The organism is Halomonas sp. HMF6819, from assembly GCF_044335525.1.
Lineage (GTDB): Bacteria > Pseudomonadota > Gammaproteobacteria > Pseudomonadales > Halomonadaceae > Vreelandella.
On record NZ_JBIQVY010000003.1, the window covers coordinates 246525 to 267681 of the forward strand.

General features: G+C 60.1%; 17 protein-coding genes. 7 read left to right on the forward strand and 10 right to left on the reverse strand.

Annotation, left to right across the window (positions count from 1 at the left end; translation table 11 throughout):
* Nucleotides 1–129: 129 nt before the first annotated feature.
* From ACGLWX_RS11240 to catA, 3 genes are all read left to right on the forward strand, one after another.
* Entirely contained in the window at nucleotides 130–1248 is a 1119-nt protein-coding gene (locus ACGLWX_RS11240; RefSeq protein WP_252108087.1) for a muconate/chloromuconate family cycloisomerase, read from the forward strand.
* A 56-nt stretch (nucleotides 1249–1304) separates the two neighbouring features.
* Entirely contained in the window at nucleotides 1305–1595 is a 291-nt protein-coding gene (catC, locus tag ACGLWX_RS11245; protein ID WP_252108088.1) for a muconolactone Delta-isomerase, read from the forward strand.
* Between the two features lie 62 nt (nucleotides 1596–1657).
* A complete protein-coding gene (catA, locus tag ACGLWX_RS11250) occupies nucleotides 1658–2629 on the forward strand; it encodes a catechol 1,2-dioxygenase (protein ID WP_252108089.1) in 972 nt (323 codons plus the stop codon).
* A gap of 92 nt (nucleotides 2630–2721) precedes the next feature.
* Here catA and ACGLWX_RS11255 read toward each other — a convergent pair whose 3' ends face one another.
* The 8 genes from ACGLWX_RS11255 to glyA form a co-directional block, all read right to left on the reverse strand.
* Nucleotides 2722–3624: a LysR family transcriptional regulator gene (locus ACGLWX_RS11255; RefSeq protein WP_396239756.1), complete on the reverse strand. Its 903-nt coding sequence runs from the start codon at nucleotides 3622–3624 to the stop codon at nucleotides 2722–2724.
* A 276-nt stretch (nucleotides 3625–3900) separates the two neighbouring features.
* Nucleotides 3901–5283 (reverse strand): L-serine ammonia-lyase, encoded by a 1383-nt coding sequence (locus ACGLWX_RS11260; protein WP_252108091.1) that lies wholly within the window; start codon nucleotides 5281–5283, stop codon nucleotides 3901–3903.
* A gap of 121 nt (nucleotides 5284–5404) precedes the next feature.
* On the reverse strand, nucleotides 5405–6271 hold the full coding sequence (purU, locus tag ACGLWX_RS11265) for a formyltetrahydrofolate deformylase (protein WP_252108092.1): 867 nt from the start codon (nucleotides 6269–6271) through the stop codon (nucleotides 5405–5407).
* Nucleotides 6272–6326: 55 nt separating this feature from the next.
* A complete protein-coding gene (locus tag ACGLWX_RS11270) occupies nucleotides 6327–6962 on the reverse strand; it encodes a sarcosine oxidase subunit gamma (RefSeq protein WP_396239758.1) in 636 nt (211 codons plus the stop codon).
* Nucleotides 6955–9996 carry a sarcosine oxidase subunit alpha family protein gene (locus tag ACGLWX_RS11275; RefSeq protein ID WP_396239760.1) on the reverse strand — a complete coding sequence of 1014 codons (3042 nt, stop codon included), beginning with the start codon at nucleotides 9994–9996 and terminating at the stop codon, nucleotides 6955–6957. The genes ACGLWX_RS11270 and ACGLWX_RS11275 overlap by 8 nt, the downstream gene beginning before the upstream one ends.
* Nucleotides 9993–10382, reverse strand: coding sequence for a sarcosine oxidase subunit delta (locus tag ACGLWX_RS11280; RefSeq protein ID WP_396239762.1), 390 nt, complete (start codon nucleotides 10380–10382; stop codon nucleotides 9993–9995). Before ACGLWX_RS11280 ends, ACGLWX_RS11275 begins: the two co-directional genes overlap by 4 nt.
* Before the next feature lie 11 nt (nucleotides 10383–10393).
* Nucleotides 10394–11644 (reverse strand): sarcosine oxidase subunit beta family protein, encoded by a 1251-nt coding sequence (locus tag ACGLWX_RS11285; RefSeq protein WP_252108096.1) that lies wholly within the window; start codon nucleotides 11642–11644, stop codon nucleotides 10394–10396.
* A gap of 46 nt (nucleotides 11645–11690) precedes the next feature.
* Nucleotides 11691–13016, reverse strand: coding sequence for a serine hydroxymethyltransferase (gene glyA, locus ACGLWX_RS11290; protein ID WP_396239764.1), 1326 nt, complete (start codon nucleotides 13014–13016; stop codon nucleotides 11691–11693).
* 427 nt (nucleotides 13017–13443) lie between these two features.
* Here glyA and fdhA point away from each other — a divergent pair, with 427 nt between their 5' ends.
* Nucleotides 13444–14631, forward strand: coding sequence for a formaldehyde dehydrogenase, glutathione-independent (fdhA, locus tag ACGLWX_RS11295; RefSeq protein ID WP_252108098.1), 1188 nt, complete (start codon nucleotides 13444–13446; stop codon nucleotides 14629–14631).
* Nucleotides 14632–15227: 596 nt separating this feature from the next.
* Nucleotides 15228–15830, forward strand: coding sequence for a hypothetical protein (locus ACGLWX_RS11300; RefSeq protein ID WP_396239766.1), 603 nt, complete (start codon nucleotides 15228–15230; stop codon nucleotides 15828–15830).
* Between the two features lie 307 nt (nucleotides 15831–16137).
* Here the strand turns inward: ACGLWX_RS11300 and ACGLWX_RS11305 are convergent, their stop codons facing one another.
* Complete coding sequence (locus tag ACGLWX_RS11305; RefSeq protein ID WP_252108100.1) at nucleotides 16138–17244, reverse strand: hybrid-cluster NAD(P)-dependent oxidoreductase; 1107 nt, start codon at nucleotides 17242–17244, stop codon at nucleotides 16138–16140.
* Nucleotides 17245–17608: 364 nt separating this feature from the next.
* Between ACGLWX_RS11305 and ACGLWX_RS11310 the strand changes: the two genes are divergently transcribed.
* Nucleotides 17609–18901: an aromatic ring-hydroxylating dioxygenase subunit alpha gene (locus tag ACGLWX_RS11310; protein WP_396239768.1), complete on the forward strand. Its 1293-nt coding sequence runs from the start codon at nucleotides 17609–17611 to the stop codon at nucleotides 18899–18901.
* A gap of 105 nt (nucleotides 18902–19006) precedes the next feature.
* On the opposite strand, the gene ACGLWX_RS11315 is transcribed toward ACGLWX_RS11310, so the two are convergent.
* Complete coding sequence (locus tag ACGLWX_RS11315) at nucleotides 19007–19240, reverse strand: hypothetical protein (RefSeq protein ID WP_396239770.1); 234 nt, start codon at nucleotides 19238–19240, stop codon at nucleotides 19007–19009.
* 216 nt (nucleotides 19241–19456) lie between these two features.
* Here ACGLWX_RS11315 and ACGLWX_RS11320 point away from each other — a divergent pair, with 216 nt between their 5' ends.
* Complete coding sequence (locus ACGLWX_RS11320; protein ID WP_396239772.1) at nucleotides 19457–21034, forward strand: BCCT family transporter; 1578 nt, start codon at nucleotides 19457–19459, stop codon at nucleotides 21032–21034.
* Nucleotides 21035–21157: the final 123 nt, after the last annotated feature.

Sequence of the window (21157 nt, forward strand, 5' to 3'; positions counted from 1 at the left end):
GACTGGATTAGTGTGAGCACACAGTGATACCTCTCCGGTATAGCTAGGCACTCAAACAATATTGGTTTTGGCTGATAGCGCCACTCACACTGCTAGTCAGTGAACTGATCGCATTACGCCGGAGCTTCCATGTCAACCGTCATACAACACATTGAGACGCTACTAGTTGATCTGCCGACTATCCGTCCCCACAAACTCTCCATGACAACAATGGCCTGCCAGACCATGGTTATCGTGCGTATGCGTCACTCCGACGGTATAGAAGGTCTTGGGGAAGGCACCACCATTGGGGGCTTGGCCTACGGCCCGGAGAGCCCGGAAAGCATCAAGCGCAATATTGACACTTACTTGGCTCCCCTGCTGATTGGTCAGCCTTCCCACAATGTTCACGCCCTACGCACGCAGTTAAACCGGCATGCTCGTGGCAATATGATCGCTAAATCTGCACTCGAAACGGCCCTTCTGGACGCCCACGGAAAGCGCTTGGGGCTGAGTGTCTCCGAGCTTCTTGGTGGTCCTCAGCAGGTGCATCTTCCCGTGCTATGGACGCTGGCTAGCGGCGATACCGCCAAGGATATCGACGAAGCGCAGCTGCGCTTGGAGCAGCGCAGGCACTGCGATTTTAAATTAAAAATCGGTGCTAACCCGGTCGACCAGGACGTTCGTCATGTGGCGGCGATTAAGGAGGCGCTCGGGGAGCGTGCCAGTGTGCGCGTCGACGTCAACCAGGCTTGGGACGAATCTACGGCAGTGCGTGGTATTCAGGCCCTTCAAGAGGCGGGTATTGAGCTGATCGAACAGCCCATTCACGCCAGCGAGCAGGCCGGCCTAGTGCGTCTGGCCAACCGCTTCAATGTCCCCATGTTGGCAGACGAAGCAGTTCAGGATGCCCGCGACGGACTAGATCTCGTCTGCCGCGGCTTTAGCGGTGCTTTTGCACTTAAGCTTGCCAAATCAGGGGGTATATATGGTGCCTTGGAGCTGGCACATATCGCCCAAGCTGCCGGTATTGGCTTATATGGCGGCACGCTCTTGGAAGGCACGATTGGCACGGCCGCCTCACTTCATGCTTGGTCCATCCTTCCCGAGATGACTTGGGGAACTGAGATGTTCGGCCCACTCTTACAAAAAGACGATATCGTCGTCGAGCCACTTAATTACACCGAGTTTGGTGTTGATGTACCTAAAGGGCCGGGTCTGGGTGTGATCCTGGATGAGGATAAGTTAGCCCACTATTCACGCCGATAACCGTCGCGCTTAAGTCGTCTGCGCTAAGCGCAACCGGAAAGAGAAAGGAGATACGGATGCTATTTCAAGTAGAGATGACCGTTAAGCTACCCCCTGAGATGCCCGCTGAGCAGGCGGCCAGTATCAAATTAACAGAGAAAGAGTACTCGCAAGAACTACAGCACCAGGGTAAGTGGCGCCACTTATGGCGGGTCGCCGGTAGTTACTCCAATGTCAGTATTTTCGACGTTGAAGACAATACGGAACTGCAAGAGCTCGTTAGCAACCTCCCGTTATTTCCGTACATGGAAATCAGCGTCAAACCCTTGTGCCGTCACCCTTCCTCCATTCGCGAAGACGACAACTGAGACAGCACTAACCAAGCCATCTTGATTAAAAATACAACTCTATAATAATTGAGGATTCTGACATGACCGTAAAAATTTTCGATACGCCAGACGTACAGAACTTTATTAACAAGGTTGCTGGTCTCGATCAGTCCGGCGGCAGCGAGCGCGCCAAGCAAATCGTGCAGCGCTTGGTCGGTGATCTGTTTAAACTGATCGACGATTTCGACATCACCGAAGAAGAGTACTGGGCGGGCGTTAATCTGCTTAACGCGCTGGGTAGTCAGACACAGTTCGGGCTGCTCTCGCCTGGACTTGGGTTCGACCATTTCCTGGATATGCGCCACGACGCTATCGACGCTGAAGCGCACCGTACCGGCGGTACTCCGCGCACCATCGAAGGCCCGCTCTACGTGGCCGGCGCCCCGGAAGCCGAAAGTTTCGCGCGCATGGATGATGAAGGTACTGAGGGCGAAACCATGTGGTTGACTGGCCAAGTGCGCGATGTGGACGGCACGCCGATCGCCGGGGCCAAGGTCGAGATCTGGCACGCCAATGACAAGGGCGGCTACTCGTTCTTTGACCCATCGCAGTCCGAGTACAACCTGCGCCGCACGATTTACACCGACAGCGATGGTCGCTATACCGCCCGCAGCATTATTCCTTCCGGCTATGGGGTGCCCGAAGGCGCGCCCACTGATGTTGTACTCAAGTCGCTCGGCCGCCACGGCGAACGCCCGGCTCACATCCACTACTTCGTTTCCGCTCCGGGACATCAGCATCTGACTACCCAGATCAACTTGGCGGGTGACCCCTATACCTTCGATGACTTTGCCTTCGCTACCCGAGAAGAGCTAGTCATTCCTGCAGAGCATATCGAAGACCCAGCGGAAATTTCTAAGCGCGAACTGGACGGCCCATTTTCTCAAGTGGTGTTTGATGTCGAGCTGACCTCGGCCAAAGATCTCGCGCTTCAAACGCGTCACCCCCGGGCGCGCGCCAAAGAGGACGAGCATGATCTAGCTAGCCAATTAGCGGGTACTGCCAAGGTATAGATATAGTTTTATATCAATAGCTGTGGTTGTCACTTGGAGGTCGCACTAGTCTGGCTGCGGGTCATATGCATACTAGTGCGTAACACTAATGATTAGGGATATCGACCTTTGAGGCGATCATCAACCAGCTTGTTTAAAATAGTAGTCGCTTCCCTCATGAGAGCGGAGGGTTTCTCATGGCGGCGGCGACTACAAAGAACAGGCGAGGTAATGGTTTTATCAGCCAAGGGAATATAAGAAATACCGTCCCGTTGTACACGTTTTACTTCTTCTGGTACCAGAGTTATTCCAATCCCTGAGGCGACTAAACTTAACGCTGTTTGAACCTCGTTCGCCTCTTGCAATACATTTGCTTTTAAACCCTGGCGACGGAAGATACCCAGCACCATATCGGCAAAGCTGGGTCGCGGTTTTGCAGGAAAAAGAATAAGCGAATAATTTGCAAGATCAGCACAGGTAGGGGAGGAACCTTCAAGTGGATGCCCACTAGGAACGGCGGCGATCAGTGGCTCATTAAAAAGTAGTTCCTGCTCAATATCTGGGTCATCAATTCGAAGACGGCCAAAACCGATGTCAATGCGTCCTGACTTGAGCGCGTGCACTTGCTGAACTGTCGTGAGCTCCGCTAATGATATTTCTATGTTATCGATTTGGCGTAAATCTCGTACAAGCATCGGTATCTGGCCATAAAAGATTGAGGGCACAAACCCAATACCAAAAAGAGATCGCTTGCTACGAGCCATGTGGCGCGTGGAATCGATAGTGACGTTTACTTTTTCCAGAATTTCTATAGCGCGTTGTTGAAAAAAGATGCCTGGCTGGGTCAAACGTAATCCTCGAGACCCTCGCTCGAAAAGCTCAGCGCCTACTTCTTGCTCCAGCTGTTTAATCTGGCGGGAAAGCGGCGGCTGAGACATATGAAGCCGCTCGGCGGCACAGGTGAAATTCAACTCCTCCGCCACAACGCAAAAGTACCTCAGGTGGCGTAGCTCCATGATACCTCCCGGGTATGAAGGGGCGCTCAAGATAGACGGTATAATCTGTTGCCGCCATTAAGTGGCTGGGCAGTGGTCCATACCTTATCAGTATTCAAGCAATAGCAAGGGAGGAAGCCGCTTAGACTTTAGTAATACTCGCCAGACGAGTCTATCGATAAGCAAAGAGCGGGATAGGGGCAGCAATACAGCAAGACATGGATTGAAGGGTGAAGCAGCCAACGTGAAACTCCATGGCGGTTGGACCGCCATGGAGCTTGGTAGAAGAAAAGGCGCTCAACACTCGATCGCATTCACCGCCAGGCCTCCCTTGGAGGTCTCCTTGTACTTGTCGAGCATGTCGCGGCCGGTGTCGCGCATGGTGCGGATCACTTTATCGAGCGAGATGAAGTGGGTGCCGTCGCCGTGCAGCGCCATTTGAGCGGCGTTGATCGCCTTGACGGTGGCGATGGCGTTGCGCTCGATGCAGGGCACCTGAACAAGCCCCCCGACCGGGTCGCAGGTCAGCCCCAGGTTGTGCTCCAGGCCGATTTCCGCGGCGTGTTCGACCTGCTCGGGCGTTGCGCCCATCACCTCGGCCAGGCCGGCGGCGGCCATGGCGCAGGCGGAGCCGACCTCGCCCTGGCAGCCCACTTCGGCGCCGGAGATCGAGGCGTTTTTCTTGCACAGGATGCCGATGGCACCCGCGGCGAGCAGGAAGTCGACCACGTTACGCTCGCTGGAGCCTGCCTGGAACTTCATGTAGTAGTGCAGCACCGCCGGGATGATGCCCGCCGCGCCGTTGGTCGGGGCGGTGACCATGCGCCCGCCGGCGGCGTTCTCTTCGTTGACGGCCAGCGCGAAGATGTTGACCCACTCCATCGCGGAGAAGGTGGTCGCGATCAGGCACGGGTTCTGCTCGGCGGCGGACAGGCGCTGATGCAAAAGCTTGGCACGGCGCTTGACGTTGAGCCCGCCGGGCAGCACGCCTTCATGAGTCAGGCCGTTGTCGACGCACTCGCACATCACCCGCCAGATGCGCCACAGCTCGTCGCGCACCTCCTGCTCCGGCCGCCAGGTTTTTTCGTTGGCCATCATCAGCTGGCTGACGCTCATGCCTTCGCGCTTGCAGATCGCCAAAAGCTCCTCGGCGGAGTTGAAGTCGAAGGGGATCTCGGCGCTGTCCATGTCCTCGAGCTTTGCGTCCACCTGGTGTTGGTCGACGACGAAGCCGCCGCCGACCGAGTAGTAGGTGTTGGCGAGCAGGACCTGATCGGCTTCGTCATACGCGCAGAGCTTCATGGCGTTGGGGTGGTGGGGCAGGCTTTCATCGTGAAAGCGCATGTCCCGGTCCCAAACGAAGGTGACGTCCTTCTGGCGGTTAAGCGACAGCGTGTGCGTTTCCTTGAGCGTCGCGATCGCCGGGCCGATGATCGACGGGTCGATCCGATCCGGGCGCTCGCCCATCAGGCCCATAACGGTGGCGTGGTCGGTGCCGTGGCCAACGCCGGTAGCGGAGAGCGAGCCGTAGAGATGCACTTCCAGACGGCTGACCCGGTCGAGTACGCCGGCATCTTCTACCGCCGCGGCGAATTTGAAGGCCGCCATCATGGGGCCGACCGTGTGTGAACTGGACGGGCCGACGCCGATCTTGAAAAGGTCGAAGACACTGATAGGCATGGAAGACCTCTGATGAGAATAGCGCGCCGGCTCACCGGCGACGGGCGAACCCATCGTCCGGCGAGGCGACGTCGTTTGTTGTACTTACTGTAGTCGAGGCGCGAGCGTCAGGGGCGTTCGATCAGTTGCCGAACACCACCGTGCGGCCACCGTGCAAAAACACCCGCCGCTCCAGGTGATAGCCGATCGCCCGGGCGAGCGTCAGACACTCGATATCACGCCCCTTGGCGACCAGATCCTCCGGGTAGTGCGCGTGGTCCACCGGCTCCACGCCCTGGGCGATGATCGGGCCTTCGTCCAGGTCGTTGTTGATGTAGTGCGCGGTGGCACCGACGAGCTTCACGCCCTTGTCGTAGGCCTGGTGGTAGGGCTTGGCACCCTTGAAGCCAGGCAGCAGGGAGTGGTGGATATTGATCGCGCGGCCATCGAGCAGCTGACACATGCGCGGCGAAAGCACCTGCATGTAGCGCGCCAGAATCACCAGCTCCGCGCCGGTTTGCTCGATGATGTCGAGCACCTGGGCTTCCTGCTCGGACTTGGTGTCCGGGGTGATCGGCAGATGGTGATAGGGCAGGTCGTGCCATTCGGCCAGCGGCTGCAGGTCAGGATGGTTGGAGACGATCGCCTTGATATCCAGCGAAAGCTGCCCGGTGCGATAGCGGTAGAGCAGATCGTTCAAGCAGTGGTCCGCTTTGGACACCAGAATGACCGCGCCGGTTCGCTTGGCCGGCGGGGTCAGCTCGAAGCTCATGTCGAACTCGCGGGCGCGGGGGCCAAAGGCCTCCTCGAACGCCTGCTCGCTGAAGTCATCAAGCTCCGGGCGAAACTCGGCACGAATGAAGAAGCGCTCGCCCAGCCGATCATCGAAGGAACTGAGTTCGGTGATGTAGCAGTGCTGCTCTTTTAAAAACCGGGTGAGGACATCGACCGTGCCCAGAATGCTCGGGCACTGGGCGGTGATGATCCAGGTATCCGTTAGTCGGCTCATGGCGCTTCTCTTTCATCGCAGTCAGGGCGGCCGGCGGGTGCCGGCCGTTATGCTTTTATTGTGTATCGATACCGTATTCCGCGGAGGCGTCGAGCAGCCAGCGGTAGCAGTAGTCGGCGAAACTGCGCCGTACCACTAGCTCCCACTCGGTCTCGCTTGCGCGGCGCAGCACCACGGTCGCCTTGGCAAAAATCGTGGTCACGCCCTTGCCGACGGGAAATGCATGGGGGTGAACATCGAACGAGACCGTCTTCATCAGCACTTCGCGGGCGTTGTCGCCGGCAAGCGTCAGCACGGTTTGACCACCGCTGACGTTGACGATGCTGACGTGGGCATCGCCAAGCGTTTCGCGCAGGGAGCGCTCGAGAGCGCACTCCTCGCCGCCGGGAACGATCACCAGCCACTCGTCCGGCGAGATCCACTGGATCGAGCGCTCGCCGGCCTCGTCACGCTCAACGGTGTTGGGCTTGGCCGGCAGGCTGATGCCGAGCACCTGGCGCACTGCTTCGTCGAGCACGATGGCGCCGCCGCGCAGCACCACGTGACCCAGCAGCGCCTTCTCGCGCAGCACCACGCCGGCATTGGCGCTGTTGGCGGTCTTTTGCTGCTGATAACTCCAGCAAAGCGGCGACTCGACCGCCGGGTTACCGGCGGGCACGGTATTGAACTCTTTGGCGCTCACGTTAGACATTTTGGCGCTCTCCTTTCGGGTCGATGAAGACGGGACTGACGATCTCGGCTTCATGCATCGTGCCGTCGGTCATCGGCAGGTAAACGGTTTGGCCCATGCGCTCGCGGCCTTCGACCACCACCGCCAGGGCGAAGCCGTGGCCCAGTGACGGGCTGTAGTAGCTCGAGGTCACGTGGCCCTTCATGGCCATCGGGATGCTCTGCTCCTTGTCGAAGACGATCTGTGCGCCCTCTTCCAGCACCACGCTTGAATCCTTCGGCTTCAAGCCGACGAACTGCTTGCGATTGCCGCGCAGGGTGTCCGGGCGGCTCAGCGCGCGCTTGCCGATCCACGGGAAGGGCTTGTCGTAACCGATCGCCCACTGCATGCCCAGATCTTCCGGGGTGACCGAGCCGTCGGTGTCCTGCCCGACGATGATCAGACCCTTCTCGGCGCGCAGCACGTGCATGGTTTCGGTGCCGTAGGGCGTCAGGTCGTACTTCTCGCCGTGCTCGAAGAGCTTCTTCCAGACGTGCAGCGCGTAGTTGGCCTGCACGTTGATCTCGAAGGCCAGCTCGCCGGTGAACGAGATGCGGAAGATGCGTGCCGGCACCTCGGCCACCGTGGCGTCGCGCCAGTCCATGAACTTGAACGACTCTTTGTCCAGATCCAGGTCGGTGAGCTCGGACAACAGCTTGCGCGCGTCCGGGCCGGTCACGGTCATAGTCGCCCAGTGATCGGTCACCGAGTTGAAGTAGACCTGAAGCTCCGGCCATTCGGTCTGGTGCCAAAGCTCCAGCCACTCGAGTACGCCCGCGGCACCGCCGGTGGTAGTGGTCATCAAAAAGTGGTTATCGGCGAGGCAGCTCGTTGTGCCGTCGTCCATCAGCATGCCGTCGTCTTTACACATCAAGCCGTAACGCACGCGGCCCGGGGCGAGCTGGGCCCACTTGTTGGTGTAGACGCGGCCCAGGAACTCGCGGGCGTCCGGGCCCTGAATGTCGATCTTGCCCAGCGTCGAGGCGTCCAGAATGCCGACTTTTTCACGCACCGCCAGGCACTCGCGGGCGACCGCTTCATGCATGGTCTCTTTTTTGCCGTTGACCGTGCGCGGGAAGTACCAGGGGCGCTTCCACTGGCCCACGTCCTCGAACTCGGCGCCGTTTTCCATGTGCCACTGGTGAAGCGCGGTGTAGCGTTTCGGGTCGAACAGCTCGTCGCAGTGACGGCCGACGATGGCGCCAAAGGTGATCGGCGTGTAGTTGGGGCGGAACACCGTGGTGCCGACGTCCGGAATCGAGCGGTCGAGGCAGCGCGCGGCGATGGCCATGCCGTTGATGTTGCCAAGCTTGCCCTGGTCGGTACCGAAGCCGAGCGCGGTGTAGCGCTTGACGTGCTCGATGGACTCGAAGCCCTCACGAGTGGCGAGCTCGATACCGGCGGCGGTCACGTCGTTTTGCAGGTCGACGAACTGCTTCGGCGCGCGCAGCGCGGTTTTTTCGTGCGGCACCTGATAGAGCGCGCAGGCCTTGCCGTCGCGGCGACCGCGGGTAGCGGGTAGGGTGATCGCCTGCGCGTCTTCAAAACCCGTCAGCTGGGCGGCCTGGCGGCCGGCACGTTCGCCGTCGGCCAGCGTCTCGTCGAGCCCGAAGTGGCCAGCGACGCCGCCGGCGGAGATCATGCCTTTCACCTCGCCGGGCAAGAAGCCGAGCAGCTCCTCGTTCCACTGCGGGCGGGTGCCGGTGTGAGACGACAGATGCACCACCGGGCTGTAGCCGCCGGAGCTTGCGATGGTGTCGCACTCGAGCTCCTCGACCTTACCGGTGACCACGAAGCGCTCGAGATCGATCGCACAGACGCGGGCGCCGGTGACGCGCTGGCCACCGCGGGCTTCGACCACGGAACTTCCGGTGATCACGCGAATGCCGCTGTCGCGGGCCTGGCGAACGAGATCGCCGTCCGGGTTGGCGCGGGCATCGACGATCGCCACGACCTGGCGGCCGGCCTCTTTCCAGTCGAGCGCGGCGCGGTAGGCGTGATCGTTGCTAGTGGAAAGCACCAGCTTTTTGCCCGGCACCACCGCGTAGCGGCGGATATAGGTGGAAACGGCCCCGGCGAGCATGTTGCCCGGAAGGTCGTTGTTGGCGTAGACCAGCGGGCGCTCGTGGGTGCCGCTGGCGAGCACCACTTGGCCTGCGCGCACGCGGTGCAGCCGCGCTCGTGCCTGACCGGCAAAGCCTGCCTCGCTGGCGGTGTCGGCCAGGTGCTCGGTGCGCCGCTCGTGCAGCGTAACGAAGTTGTGATCGTGGTAACCGTTGGCGGTGGTGCGCGGCAGAAGGAGCACGTTTTCAAGGCTTGCGAGCTCCTTGACGGTCTCTTCGACCCAGCGCACGGCGGAAACGCCGTCGAGGGTCTCGCGACTATCGAGCAGCGAACCACCCATCTCTTCCTGCTCGTCGCAAAGGATCACGCGGGCGCCAGCACGGGCTGCCGAAAGCGCCGCGGCCAAACCCGCTGGGCCTGCGCCCACCACCATCACGTCGCAGTGGTGGTGCATGTGGTCGTAGATGTCCGGGTCGGACTCGTGGGGCGCGCGGCCCAGGCCTGCGCCCTTGCGGATGTACTTTTCGTACGTCATCCACATCGAGGCCGGGGCCATGAAAGTCTTGTAGTAGAAGCCCGGCGGCATGAAGCCGCCGCCCAGCCGACCGACCCAGCTCATGACGTCGCGCTGAACGTTCGGCCAGCCGTTGGTGCTGCGCGCGACCAGGCCCTTGTAGAGCGCCTGTTGAGTGGCGCGCACGTTGGGCACTTGGGTCTCTTCCCGAGCGCCGAGCTGGACCACGGCGTTGGGCTCTTCGGCGCCGGCGGCGACGATGCCGCGGGCCCGCGAGTACTTGAAGCTGCGGTTGACGATGTCCACGCCGTTGGCGAGCAGGGCCGAGGCCAGGGTGTCGCCCTTCAGGCCCTTGTAGCTTTGGCCATTGAAGGTGAATTCGAGCGTCTGGGAGCGATCGACACGACCGCCGGCATCGATACGATTGGTCTGCGTCATGACGAGGTCTCCTCGTTCAAGGCCTTGGATTCGGGCTGGGCACCGATGGTCTGCCAGCCGCCGTCGGCGGTTTGTACGCCCTGTTCCTTGCGGACCTTTTCGGTTTCGGCGGTGATGCTCGGCTGCTCGCCCATCCGGTAGGTCTCGAGGATCTCGTAGGTCACCGTGTTACGGGTGATGTTGAAGAACTTGCGGCAGCCCACGGAGTGGACCCACATTTCGTGGTGAACGCCGCGCGGGTTCTTGCGAAAGAACAGGTAGTCGCCCCACTCTTCGTCGGTGGCGTTGTCCGGATCCTTCGGGCGCATCAGGTGAGCCTCGCCGCGCGGATGAAACTCCTCTTCCTCGCGGTACTCCTGACAGTAGGGGCAGTGAATATAGAACATGTCAGCTCTCCTCAGTGCGCAACGCCGGCGGCGCCGTGTTCGTCGATCAGCGCACCGGTGTGGAAACGGTCGATGGAGAACGGCGCGGCGATCGGGTGCATTTCACCCTTGGCCAGGCTCGCCGCGAACACGTGGCCGGAGCCGGGGGTGGCCTTGAAGCCGCCGGTGCCCCAGCCGCAGTTGAAATAAAGACCCTTGACCTTCGTTTTCGAAAGGATCGGGCAGGCGTCCGGGCAGGTGTCGACGATGCCACCCCACTGGCGGTTCATGCGCACCCGCGAGAACATCGGGAACATCTCGACGATCGCCTGCAGGGTGTGCTCGACGGTCGGGTAGCTGCCGCGCTGGCCGTAGCCGAGATAACCGTCGATGCCCGCGCCGATGACCAGGTCGCCCTTGTCGGACTGGCTGACGTAGCCGTGCACGTGGTTCGACATGGTGACGGTGTTGAGCACCGGCTTGAGCGGCTCGGAGACGAGCGCCTGCAGCGGATGAGACTCGAGCGGAAGCTTGATGCCCGCCATGTCCGCCAGTACCCCGGAGTTACCCGCGGCCACGCAGCCCACCGTATTGGCTTCGATGTCGCCGCGGTTGGTGTGAACGCCGAGCACCTTGCCGTCGCGAATCTTGAAGCCGGTGACTTCGGTGTTCTGCAGAAGATCCACACCCAATGCGTCGGCGCCGCGGGCGTAGCCCCAGGCCACCGCGTCGTGGCGGGCCACGCCGGCGCTTTTCTGCCAGGAGGCGCCCATGATCGGGTAGCGCGCGCGGTTGGAGATATCAAGCTCGGGCTCGATCTCCTTGATCTGCTGGGGCGTGACCACTTCGCTATCCACGCCGTTCAAGCGGTTGGCGTGTACGCGGCGCTGAATGTCGCGCATGTCCTGCAGCGTGTGGCCCAGGTTCAATACGCCGCGCTGCGAGAACATGACGTTGTAGTTCAGATCCTGAGACAGCCCCTTCCACAAGTCGAGGGAGTGGTTGTAAAGGCGCGCGGCCTCGTCCCACAGGTAGTTGGAGCGCACGATGGTGGTGTTACGCGCCGTGTTGCCGCCGCCCAGCCAGCCTTTTTCGACCACGGCGACGTTCTTGACGCCAAACTCCTTGGCCAGGTAGTAGGCGGTGGCCAAACCGTGGCCGCCGCCGCCCACGATGATCACATCGTAGCGCTTCTTGGGCTCGGGGTTGCGCCACTGGCGCTCCCAATTCTCGTGATGACCGAGCGCATGTTTAACCAGTCCGAAGCCGGAATAACGTTGCATGAAATCTCTCCTGAATCGACTCCGTGGAGCCCGCGGGCGGCGGTCGTTACGCGACGGTGGCGTCTTCGACCGGCTCTGCCTGAGTTTGGGCCTGACCGTAAACCGGGTAGTGCGCGCACAGATCTGCGACGTGGTCGCGCACCTGGTTTTCGATCTCGGTGGTGTCTTGTTGATCGGCCAGCACGTCGAGAATGTCGCAAATCCAGCCGGCGAGCTGCTCGCAGTCCGCCTCAACCATGCCGCGCGTGGTCACCGCCGGGGTACCGATGCGAAGGCCGGAAGTAACGAACGGGCTCTGCGGGTCGTTGGGCACGCTGTTCTTGTTGACCGTGATGTGGGCGCGGCCGAGGGCGGCATCCGCGTCCTTGCCGGTCACGCCCTGCTTGATTAGCGAAAGCAGGAACAGGTGATCGTCGGTGCCGCCGGAGACGACATCGAAGCCGCGCTCGATGAACACCTTCGCCATGGCGCGGGCGTTTGCGATCACCTGGCGCTGGTAGTTGACGAAGTCCTGGTTCATCGCCTCCTTGAAGGCCACGGCCTTGGCGGCAATGACGTGCATCAGCGGGCCGCCCTGCTGGCCCGGGAATACCGCGCCGTTGAGCTTTTTGTAGAGCGCCTCGTCGCCGTCGGCGGAGAGGATCAGGCCACCGCGCGGGCCGCGCAGCGTTTTGTGGGTAGTGGTGGTGACCACGTGGGCGTAGGGCAGCGGGCTCGGGTAGAGGCCGGCGGCGACCAGACCGGCGACGTGGGCCATGTCGACCATCAGATACGCGCCCACCTCGTCGGCGATGGTGCGAAAACGGCGCCAGTCGATCACCCGCGAGTAGGCGGAGAAGCCGGCGATGATCATTTTCGGCTGGTGCTCGCGGGCCAGACGCTCGACCTCGTCGTAGTCGATCTCGCCGGTGCCTTCGACCAAACCGTACTGAACGGCGTTGTAGTGCTTGCCGGAGAAGTTCGGCGCCGCGCCGTGGGTCAGGTGGCCGCCGTGGGCCAGGCTCATGCCCAGAATGGTGTCGCCGGGCTTGACCAGCGCCATGAACACCGCGGCATTGGCTTGGGCGCCGGAGTGCGGCTGCACGTTGGCGTAGTTGGCGCCGAACAGGCTGCAGGCGCGCTCGATGGCAAGTGTTTCGACCTTGTCGACGAACTCACAGCCGCCGTAGTAGCGCTTGCCCGGGTAGCCTTCGGCGTACTTGTTGGTCAGCTGGCTGCCCTGGGCTTCCATCACCAGTTTGCTGGTGTAGTTTTCCGAGGCGATCAGCTCGATATGGGCTTCCTGGCGCGACGTCTCTTCGGCAATGGCGGAGGCAAGGGCCGTGTCGTAGCTGGCCAGGCGGGCATCGGGAGAAAAATTGTTGTCTGACATCTGGGTCTCCAGGCGAGTCGCGTTGTTTTATTGATCGGTCTGTTAGTCGGTCTGTTAGTCGGTCTGTGTTCGGTCCGGTCGTTTGTTAGCGCCGCGCTGTTGGGATGGGCTTGCGACGCTATCATGCCGCGATAGTATCGCCGGGCCTTGCCCCCAAGATGCTTGCCCACGTCACCGCTCGGCGTATTTGCGACATTTACGACAAAATCGTGACGCGTGCCAAAACAGGTCGTCCATCCGCCGTTCGATGTCGTCTGTGAGTAACTTCCGCGCGCGCGAATGAACCATGCTGGAGCGGCACCTGATGCCGTTTGGCGGATCGTCGGCGCACGCGCGTCGGGATTGCGTCAAACACGCCAGTTTCACTCAAGAATAACGATGCAGCGCGACTCATAATCGCGGCCGCACCCGGAAGAGAGGATTATCCATGTCCAACAATCGCGGTGTTGTCTATGTCGGTGACGGCAAGGTCGAAGTCCAGAACATCGACTACCCGAAGATGGAAACCCCCAACGGCAAGCCCATCGATCACGGCGTCATCCTGAAGGTCGTCTCCACGAACATTTGCGGCTCCGACCAGCACATGGTGCGCGGGCGCACTACCGCCCCGAAAGGCATGGTGCTGGGCCACGAAATCACGGGTGAAGTGATCGAGAAGGGCAAGGGCGTCGAGTTTTTGCAGATCGGCGATATCGTCTCCGTGCCGTTCAACGTCGCCTGCGGTCGCTGCCGCACCTGTAAGGAAGGCCACACCGGCCTTTGCCTGCACGTCAACGACGACCGCGCCGGCGGCGCCTACGGCTACGTCGACATGGGCGGCTGGGTCGGCGGCCAGGCGCACTACGTCATGGTGCCCTACGCCGACTTCAACCTGCTGAAATTCCCGGACCGCGACCAGGCGATGAACCAGATTCGCGATCTGACCATGTTGAGTGACATCCTGCCGACGGGTTTCCACGGCGCTTTGAAAGCCGGTGTCGGCGCGGGCTCAACGGTCTACGTCGCTGGTGCCGGCCCGGTGGGCCTGGCCGCAGCGGCCTCGGCGCGGCTTCTGGGCGCGGCGGTCGTCATGATCGGCGACTTCAACAAGGCGCGTCTCGAGCACGCGCGCAAGATGGGCTTCGTGCCGATCGACCTCTCCCAGCATGATCGTCTGGGCGAAATGATTGCGGCCGTTGTCGGCGAGCCGAGCGTGGACAGCGCCATCGACGCGGTAGGCTTCGAGGCGGTCGGCCATAGCGGCAAGGAGCAGCCGGCGGTGGTGCTCAACCAGATGATGGAAGTGACCCGCGAAGGCGGCTCCATCGGCATTCCCGGCCTTTATGTCACCGAAGACCCGGGTGCCGCGGAAAAAGCGGCGCAAACGGGAAGTCTGAGCCTGCGCTTTGGCCAAGGCTGGGCGAAAGGGCTCTCCTTCCACACCGGCCAGACCCCGGTGGTGCAGTACAACCGCCAGCTAATGCAGGCGATTCTGCACGGGCGCCTGAACATCGCCGAGATCGTCAACGCTCAGGTGATCTCGCTCGAAGAAGCGCCCCAGGGCTACGAGCAGTTCGATCAGGGCGTGGCGAGCAAGTTCGTCCTCGACCCGCACGGGCTGCTTGGCGCCGCCTGATTGCGTTAAGTTAAATAGCGCGGGTAGCCAACGCTCATGGCCTTTGGGTCATGAGCGTTTTTTTATGACGAAAGAGTTGATAATCTTGGATATCGACCTGTAAGAGTGATTTGTTCACGCTTGCAGTCTAAAGCTGTAGACATCAATACTACCTGGGTGAATGGTCATGACTTGCTGCAAAATCAGCGACATCAAGCCTGTGTATAGTGATGGCAACTGGCACCAACAGAGCCGCGCTACCGCTATAAGCGTGATCGGGCCGCAGCCGAGCAGGAAGTCAAGCCCGTTAGTGAGCAGTACGAGTGGACGCGTCCTAGCGAAAAAACTTTGTTAACGCGACGCACAAAGTCTCTGCGCTGATCAACGAGGAGTATCTATAAATGGCGTACGCGGGCCATACATTTATGGTTATAAGTGCGACTGAACTTGGCTATGCGCTAAATCAGGATGAGGGGTAGTGGTTACAGGCTAAATCAGGATGAGGGGTAGTGGTTACAGGCTAAAGTTAGGATGCGGCGCTAATGATTTTTAGATACACTTTTTACCAGCATACCGCTTTTAGATAAATCAGTAATGAACATATTAGGCTTATTAGCATGGATAATTTTGGCTATCGAGGTAAGCAAGTAGAGTTTTGGCAAGTTCAAGGCGAGGTCTTGGATACTGATCGCTACAGCGAAACGCACGTTCAATCTCAGGGCATTAATAACCGTTACTTGCGGGTGAGCCAAAGAAAATACCATGATTTTTGGGTCCGTGATGACGAGGGGAGGGAGCACTCCATTCAGCTTGAAGAGGTTAATGTACCGTTACGCCCTAAGCAGCGTATTACTCTTGTCTGTGCGAAGCGCCAAGATAAAAAGGAAGGGTTGATATGCTCGTTAGTTAATCACTCAACTGGCCAAAAACATGAGATAAGTTCTGGGCGAACAATAGAAAATAGGCTTAATTTAGAACATGTTACAGGTAAGACGTTGGTTCTTGCTTTAGTAGCTTTTGCGTTAGTTGTATATTTTACAAAACCATCAAGCGAGTATTTTGCATATCCATGGCGTATGGTTGAATGGAAGTGGGCATTCGTTGCGAGTGTTTCTATACTTATCTTGGGCGTTTGGCGAAAGTTGTTGCGTAAAGCCCGCGTTGCTGAAAAGATAAAGATGCATGTCAATAATATTGTTACTAGCATTCTTAAATGTTAGACATAATCAGTAGAGTTATAGTTTGATAGTGCCAAGTTATTTTGATGCTTTTAAAAATCAGCGATACTGAGAGAAATGTTACTGTCCCAGCAATGGATAGTCAGTAATAAGACGGCCTGTCAGTCGAAGTATGGATGTTCGCCTTTAATGACAGCCCGAAGACTGGTGTCATGGTCTGCAATGACTCCTGAGGCGAGGTCAGAAGTAATCCGTAGCGATAGGCTTTCGCCATGGATGGCGAAAGTAGCGCCCATGAACGGGTTCACAGCGCCCCGCTTAGGATTACTTCTGGCTGATTACGATTGCGTTAGAAGTCCACCACCAGGCTGCTCTTGGGCCGGCTGCAGCAGGTGAGGATGTAGCCCTCTTCGATGTCCTCGTCGGTGATGCCGCCGTTGTGCTCCATCTCGACCTCGCCGGACTTCAGCGATACCCGGCAGGTGCCGCAGATGCCCATACCGCAGGCCTTGGGAATGTGCAGGCCGAGCTTGGCCGCCGCGGCGTGGACCGTTTCGCCGGGCTGGATACGCACGCTCTTGTTCGACTGGGCGAATTCGACGTTGAGCAGGTCTTCCGGCTCGGTCATCTCGGCTTCCACTTCGGCCTGCTCGGCAAGCTCCAGCACGTCCTCCTTGACGTCCGCCGGGGTCGCGCCGAATACCTCGTCATGGTAGTGATCCATGTTGAAGTTGTTGGCGCGCAGAATCTCCTTGATGGCGTTCATGTAGGGCACGGGGCCGCAGCAGAAGATCTCGCGCTCCAGATAATCCGGCGCCATCATCTCGAGCATCGGCTGGGTCAAAAAGCCCCGATAGCCCGCCCAGGCCTCGCCGATGTCGTCCTTCTTCTCGCAGACGATGTGCAGCTTAAACTCGGGGATCCGCGAGAACATGTGCACCAGCTCGCGGTGGTAGATGACATCGCGCGGGGCGCGGGCGCTGTGGATGAACTCGACGTCGACGTTGGCGTTGGTGTCGAAGAACCAGCGCGTCATCGACATGAGCGGGGTAATGCCCACGCCGCCAGAGAGGAACAGCACCTTCTCGGCGGGGTAGTCAATGGAGTTGAAGTTGCCCACCGGCCCGTGAACCACCAACTCGTCGCCGACCTTCAGGTTGGCGTGCAGCCAGTTGGAGACGTAGCCACCGGGCACCTGCTTGACCGTGATCGAGAAGCTGTAGGGAATCGAAGGCGAGCTCGAGATGGTGTAGGAGCGCATGATTTGCTGGCCGTCGATCTCCAACTCCAGGGTCACGAACTGGCCCGGTTTGAAGAAGAACAGCACGGGCTGTTCGGCCATGAAACAGAACGTGCGAACGTCCCAGGTCTCCTGGATCATTTTTACACAGCGCACGTGGTGGCGGCCGTTGGTCCAGGTCTGGGTCGTGACGGGGTTGTAGAAGTTCATTGTCATCGTTATCTCAATATGGCCGAGCTTGCACGTTGCCTTCACCGGGTCCGTCCTTGCTGGCACGGTCCAGCACCATTCCCCTGCATTCTGGGTACGCGTTTAGGCGGCGGCTTACCTGTTAGCGACACGCACTTGTCTTGCGCCACCCCATGGGCGTTACAAATCGGTTTTCACGTCGTCGGCACGCTTAGCGATGTCGTCGGCAGATAACTCGGACTCGACACCCTGCACCACAATCCACCCCACAATGACGCCATCGCAGCGCCCGTACAACGCCAGATGACGCCACTTAACAACAAGACAACGTAGTTTGGTCAATGACTGTGTCGCCGCCTTCGAGGCCGGCGGGTTTAAAAGGATATCTGGTATGAATAATTCGTCGGACTACACCCAAAACGATCCGCTGGCCGCCATGCGTGAAGAGACGGTCGGGATGCTCGAGTCGCGGGCGCGCACCTACTCCCTGCCGCAGCCGTTTTACAACGACGCGCGGCTGTTCGCGCTCGACATGGAAGAGATCTTCGAGAAAGAGTGGCTGTTCGCGGGCATGAGCTGCGAGATTCCGGCCAAGGGCAACTTCATGACGCTTGAGATCGGCAACAACCCGATCGTCATCGTGCGCGGTGGCGAAGGCCAGATTCACGCCTTTCATAACGTCTGTCGTCACCGCGGCTCCAGGCTTTGCACCACCGACAAGGGCAAGGTCGCCAAGCTCGTTTGCCCCTACCACCAGTGGACCTACGAGCTCGACGGCAGGCTTTTGTTCGCCGGCAGCGAAATGGGCGCCGACTTCGACCTGAACCAGTTCGGCCTGAAGCCGGTGCACGTGCGCACCGCCGGCGGCTTCGTGTTCATCAACCTCTCCGAGAACCCGGCGTCGATCGACGATTTCCTGGTCACGCTCGAGCACTACCTCGAGCCCTACCAGATGGATAACGTCAAGGTGGCGGTGGAGTCCAGCATCGTCGAGCAGGCGAACTGGAAGCTCGTGATCGAGAACAACCGCGAGTGCTACCACTGCAACGGCTCGCACCCGGAGCTTTTGAACTCCTTGATGGAGTTCGACGACACCGAAGACCCGCGCGCCACCGATAAGTACAAGGATCTGGTGACCCGCAAGCAAAACGACTGGAACGGCGAGCAGGTGCCTTGGCAGCTCAAGCGCTTCGGCAGCCGCAACCGCATCACCCGCACGCCGCTGCTCGACGGCGTGGTCTCCATGACCATGGACGGCAAGCCCGCCTGCAACAAGCTGATGGGCCGGCTGACCAGCCCGGACATGGGCTCGCTGCGTATCCTGCACCTGCCCAACTCCTGGAACCACTTCATGGGCGATCACTCGATCGTGTTCCGCGTGCTGCCGCTGGGCCCGCAGCAGACCATGGTCACCACCAAGTGGCTGGTGCACAAGGACGCGGTCGAAGGCGTGGATTACGATCCGGAAAACATGCGCCGCGTGTGGGACGCCACCAACGACCAGGACCGCAAGCTTGCCGAAGAGAACCAGCGCGGCATCAACTCGAAGGCTTACCAGCCGGGTCCGTACTCCGAAACCTATGAGTTCGGTGTCATCGACTTCGTCAACTGGTACGCCGATCGCATGCTGGAGAATCTGGGGAGCGAAGGCGTGCCGCTGACGCTTGCCAAGGCGCAGGGCTAAGCCGTCGAACCGGCCGCCGCATTAGGTGGCCGAAGCACCCAACGGGCCGTGTGATCACTCACACGGCCCGTTTTTTTAGTTTCAATGGACGATCAAGCGGCGTGCCTAAAGGTGCGCCAGGTGGCGCTCGATGGCCTCGCGCACCGCGGGCAGCACAATGTCCTGGCGGCTTGTGAGCTCGTCGACGAGCGCGGGAAGCCCTTCGACGGGGCACTCCTGGTGCGCTTTAGCGGCCAAGCGAGCGCTTTCGTCCGGGTCGGCGTTAGCGGGGAGGTCAACCCCCAGCGCGATGAGCCGCGCGCGAAAATCATCCCCATCGACCAAATCGACAATCATCATGGCTGCACTCCTTTTTTAGTGGGCCGCGAAGGGGCGCGGATCGAGCGTTGAGTGTACGCAAAATCACGCGCCATGGGGGCTGCTGGACGCGGCTTTAGCTATGTCGAGGTCGGTTTTGAATAATCGCCTTTTAGCGTCTCGCTCAAGAATTTAGAAGCCGTGTCCGGCGGTGACGCGCCGCGTCAAATAATAAAGATTAAAACCTGAGGACAACCTATGAACCACGAGGAACCTGTCCTGACCCCTGGTCAGGACAACAAGCAGGTCATGGGGTTGGATTTTCATAACCCCGTCTTTCCCCTCTCGGCACTCGCCATTTTGCTGTTCATTCTCTATGCGCTGGTCTATCCCGAGGCGGCCAATGCGCAGCTCGGGCTTGCCAAGAACTGGTCGATCGAACACTTCGATTGGCTGTTCATGATCGCGGGAAACGTCTTCGTCATCTTCTGCCTGGTGCTGATCTTTTTGCCGCTGGGGCGCATTCGTTTGGGCGGTCAGGAGGCCAGGCCCGAGTACTCGCGCACCTCCTGGTTTGCGATGCTGTTCGCTGCCGGCATGGGCATCGGGCTGATGTTTTGGAGCGTGGCGGAGCCGGTGGCCTACTACACCGACTGGTACGGCACGCCGCTGAACACGCCCGCCAACACGCCGGAAGGCGCGAGCGCGGCGATGGGCGCGACCATGTTCCATTGGGGCCTGCACCCTTGGGCGATCTACGCCGTGGTCGGTCTGTCGCTAGCGTTTTTCGCCTATAACCGCGGTTTGCCGCTGACGCTGCGCTCGGCGTTCTACCCGATTCTGGGCGAGCGTACCCGCGGCTGGGCGGGGCACATCATCGATATCCTCGCAGTGCTGGCAACCATCTTCGGTTTGGCCACCTCGCTTGGTTTCGGCGCTACCCAAGCGGCAGGCGGGCTTGCTTACCTGTTCGACGTACCCAACACTATCGGCACGCAGCTTGCGATTATCGTTCTGGTGACGGTGGTCGCGCTGATGTCAGTCTGGCGCGGGCTCGACGGCGGGGTGAAGCTCTTTTCGAACATCAACATGGTGATTGCCGCCATTCTGCTGATCTTCGTGATCGCCGCTGGCCCGACGCTGGCCATTCTGACCGGCATCGGCACCACGGCGATGGATTACGCCAGCCATTTGCTGCCGCTGTCGAACTGGGTCGGCCGCGACGACGATACCTGGTACCACGGCTGGACCATCTTCTACTGGGCCTGGTGGATCTCCTGGTCACCGTTTGTGGGCATGTTCATCGCGCGGGTCTCGAGAGGCCGTACGGTGCGCGAGTTCCTGATTGCGGTATTGCTGGTGCCGACGCTGGTCACGCTGGTGTGGATGAGCGCCTTCGGCGGCACGGCCCTGTTTCAGGCGGAAAACGGCATCGGGGAGCTTTCCAACGGCATTAGTGATGTGTCGCTGGCCATGTTCCACATGCTCGAGCAACTGCCGCTGACCTCAATCACCTCGACACTCGCCATCGTACTGGTGCTAGTGTTCTTCATCACCTCGTCGGACTCGGGCTCATTGGTGATCGACAGCATCACCGCCGGCGGTAAGACCGACGCGCCGAAGGGCCAGCGGGTGTTCTGGGCCGCGCTCGAAGGCGTGATCGCAGGCGTGTTGCTTTACGGCGGCGGCAGCACCGCGCTCACCGCGCTGCAAGCCGGCGCCGTGGCCACGGGCTTGCCGTTCACACTGGTGCTATTGCTGATGTGCGTAAGCCTGTTCATGGGCTTGCAAAAGGAGTGGCGCGAGCTCAACGCCATGCCGCGCATGGCCAGATAATTCCGTGTGAAGACCAGAAAGGCGCCCCTCGGGGCGCCTTTCTGCATGGGGGCGTGTCGTAATTTCGGCATCCGCTGGCGCGGGTAGCTAAGAGGCAGCTTATAAAGCGCTGCATCCTGCAGG

Coding starts and splice junctions, on each gene's coding strand:
- ACGLWX_RS11305 (WP_252108100.1), bottom strand. CDS start 17,244: ATGACAATGAACTTCTACAACCCCGTCACGACCCAGACCTGGACCAAC.
- fdhA (WP_252108098.1), top strand. CDS start 13,444: ATGTCCAACAATCGCGGTGTTGTCTATGTCGGTGACGGCAAGGTCGAA.
- ACGLWX_RS11270 (WP_396239758.1), bottom strand. CDS start 6,962: ATGTCTAACGTGAGCGCCAAAGAGTTCAATACCGTGCCCGCCGGTAAC.
- ACGLWX_RS11260 (WP_252108091.1), bottom strand. CDS start 5,283: ATGCCTATCAGTGTCTTCGACCTTTTCAAGATCGGCGTCGGCCCGTCC.
- ACGLWX_RS11280 (WP_396239762.1), bottom strand. CDS start 10,382: ATGTTCTATATTCACTGCCCCTACTGTCAGGAGTACCGCGAGGAAGAG.
- catC (WP_252108088.1), top strand. CDS start 1,305: ATGCTATTTCAAGTAGAGATGACCGTTAAGCTACCCCCTGAGATGCCC.
- ACGLWX_RS11300 (WP_396239766.1), top strand. CDS start 15,228: ATGGATAATTTTGGCTATCGAGGTAAGCAAGTAGAGTTTTGGCAAGTT.
- ACGLWX_RS11310 (WP_396239768.1), top strand. CDS start 17,609: ATGAATAATTCGTCGGACTACACCCAAAACGATCCGCTGGCCGCCATG.
- ACGLWX_RS11240 (WP_252108087.1), top strand. CDS start 130: ATGTCAACCGTCATACAACACATTGAGACGCTACTAGTTGATCTGCCG.
- glyA (WP_396239764.1), bottom strand. CDS start 13,016: ATGTCAGACAACAATTTTTCTCCCGATGCCCGCCTGGCCAGCTACGAC.
- ACGLWX_RS11275 (WP_396239760.1), bottom strand. CDS start 9,996: ATGACGCAGACCAATCGTATCGATGCCGGCGGTCGTGTCGATCGCTCC.
- purU (WP_252108092.1), bottom strand. CDS start 6,271: ATGAGCCGACTAACGGATACCTGGATCATCACCGCCCAGTGCCCGAGC.
- ACGLWX_RS11320 (WP_396239772.1), top strand. CDS start 19,457: ATGAACCACGAGGAACCTGTCCTGACCCCTGGTCAGGACAACAAGCAG.
- ACGLWX_RS11315 (WP_396239770.1), bottom strand. CDS start 19,240: ATGATGATTGTCGATTTGGTCGATGGGGATGATTTTCGCGCGCGGCTC.
- catA (WP_252108089.1), top strand. CDS start 1,658: ATGACCGTAAAAATTTTCGATACGCCAGACGTACAGAACTTTATTAAC.
- ACGLWX_RS11255 (WP_396239756.1), bottom strand. CDS start 3,624: ATGGAGCTACGCCACCTGAGGTACTTTTGCGTTGTGGCGGAGGAGTTG.
- ACGLWX_RS11285 (WP_252108096.1), bottom strand. CDS start 11,644: ATGCAACGTTATTCCGGCTTCGGACTGGTTAAACATGCGCTCGGTCAT.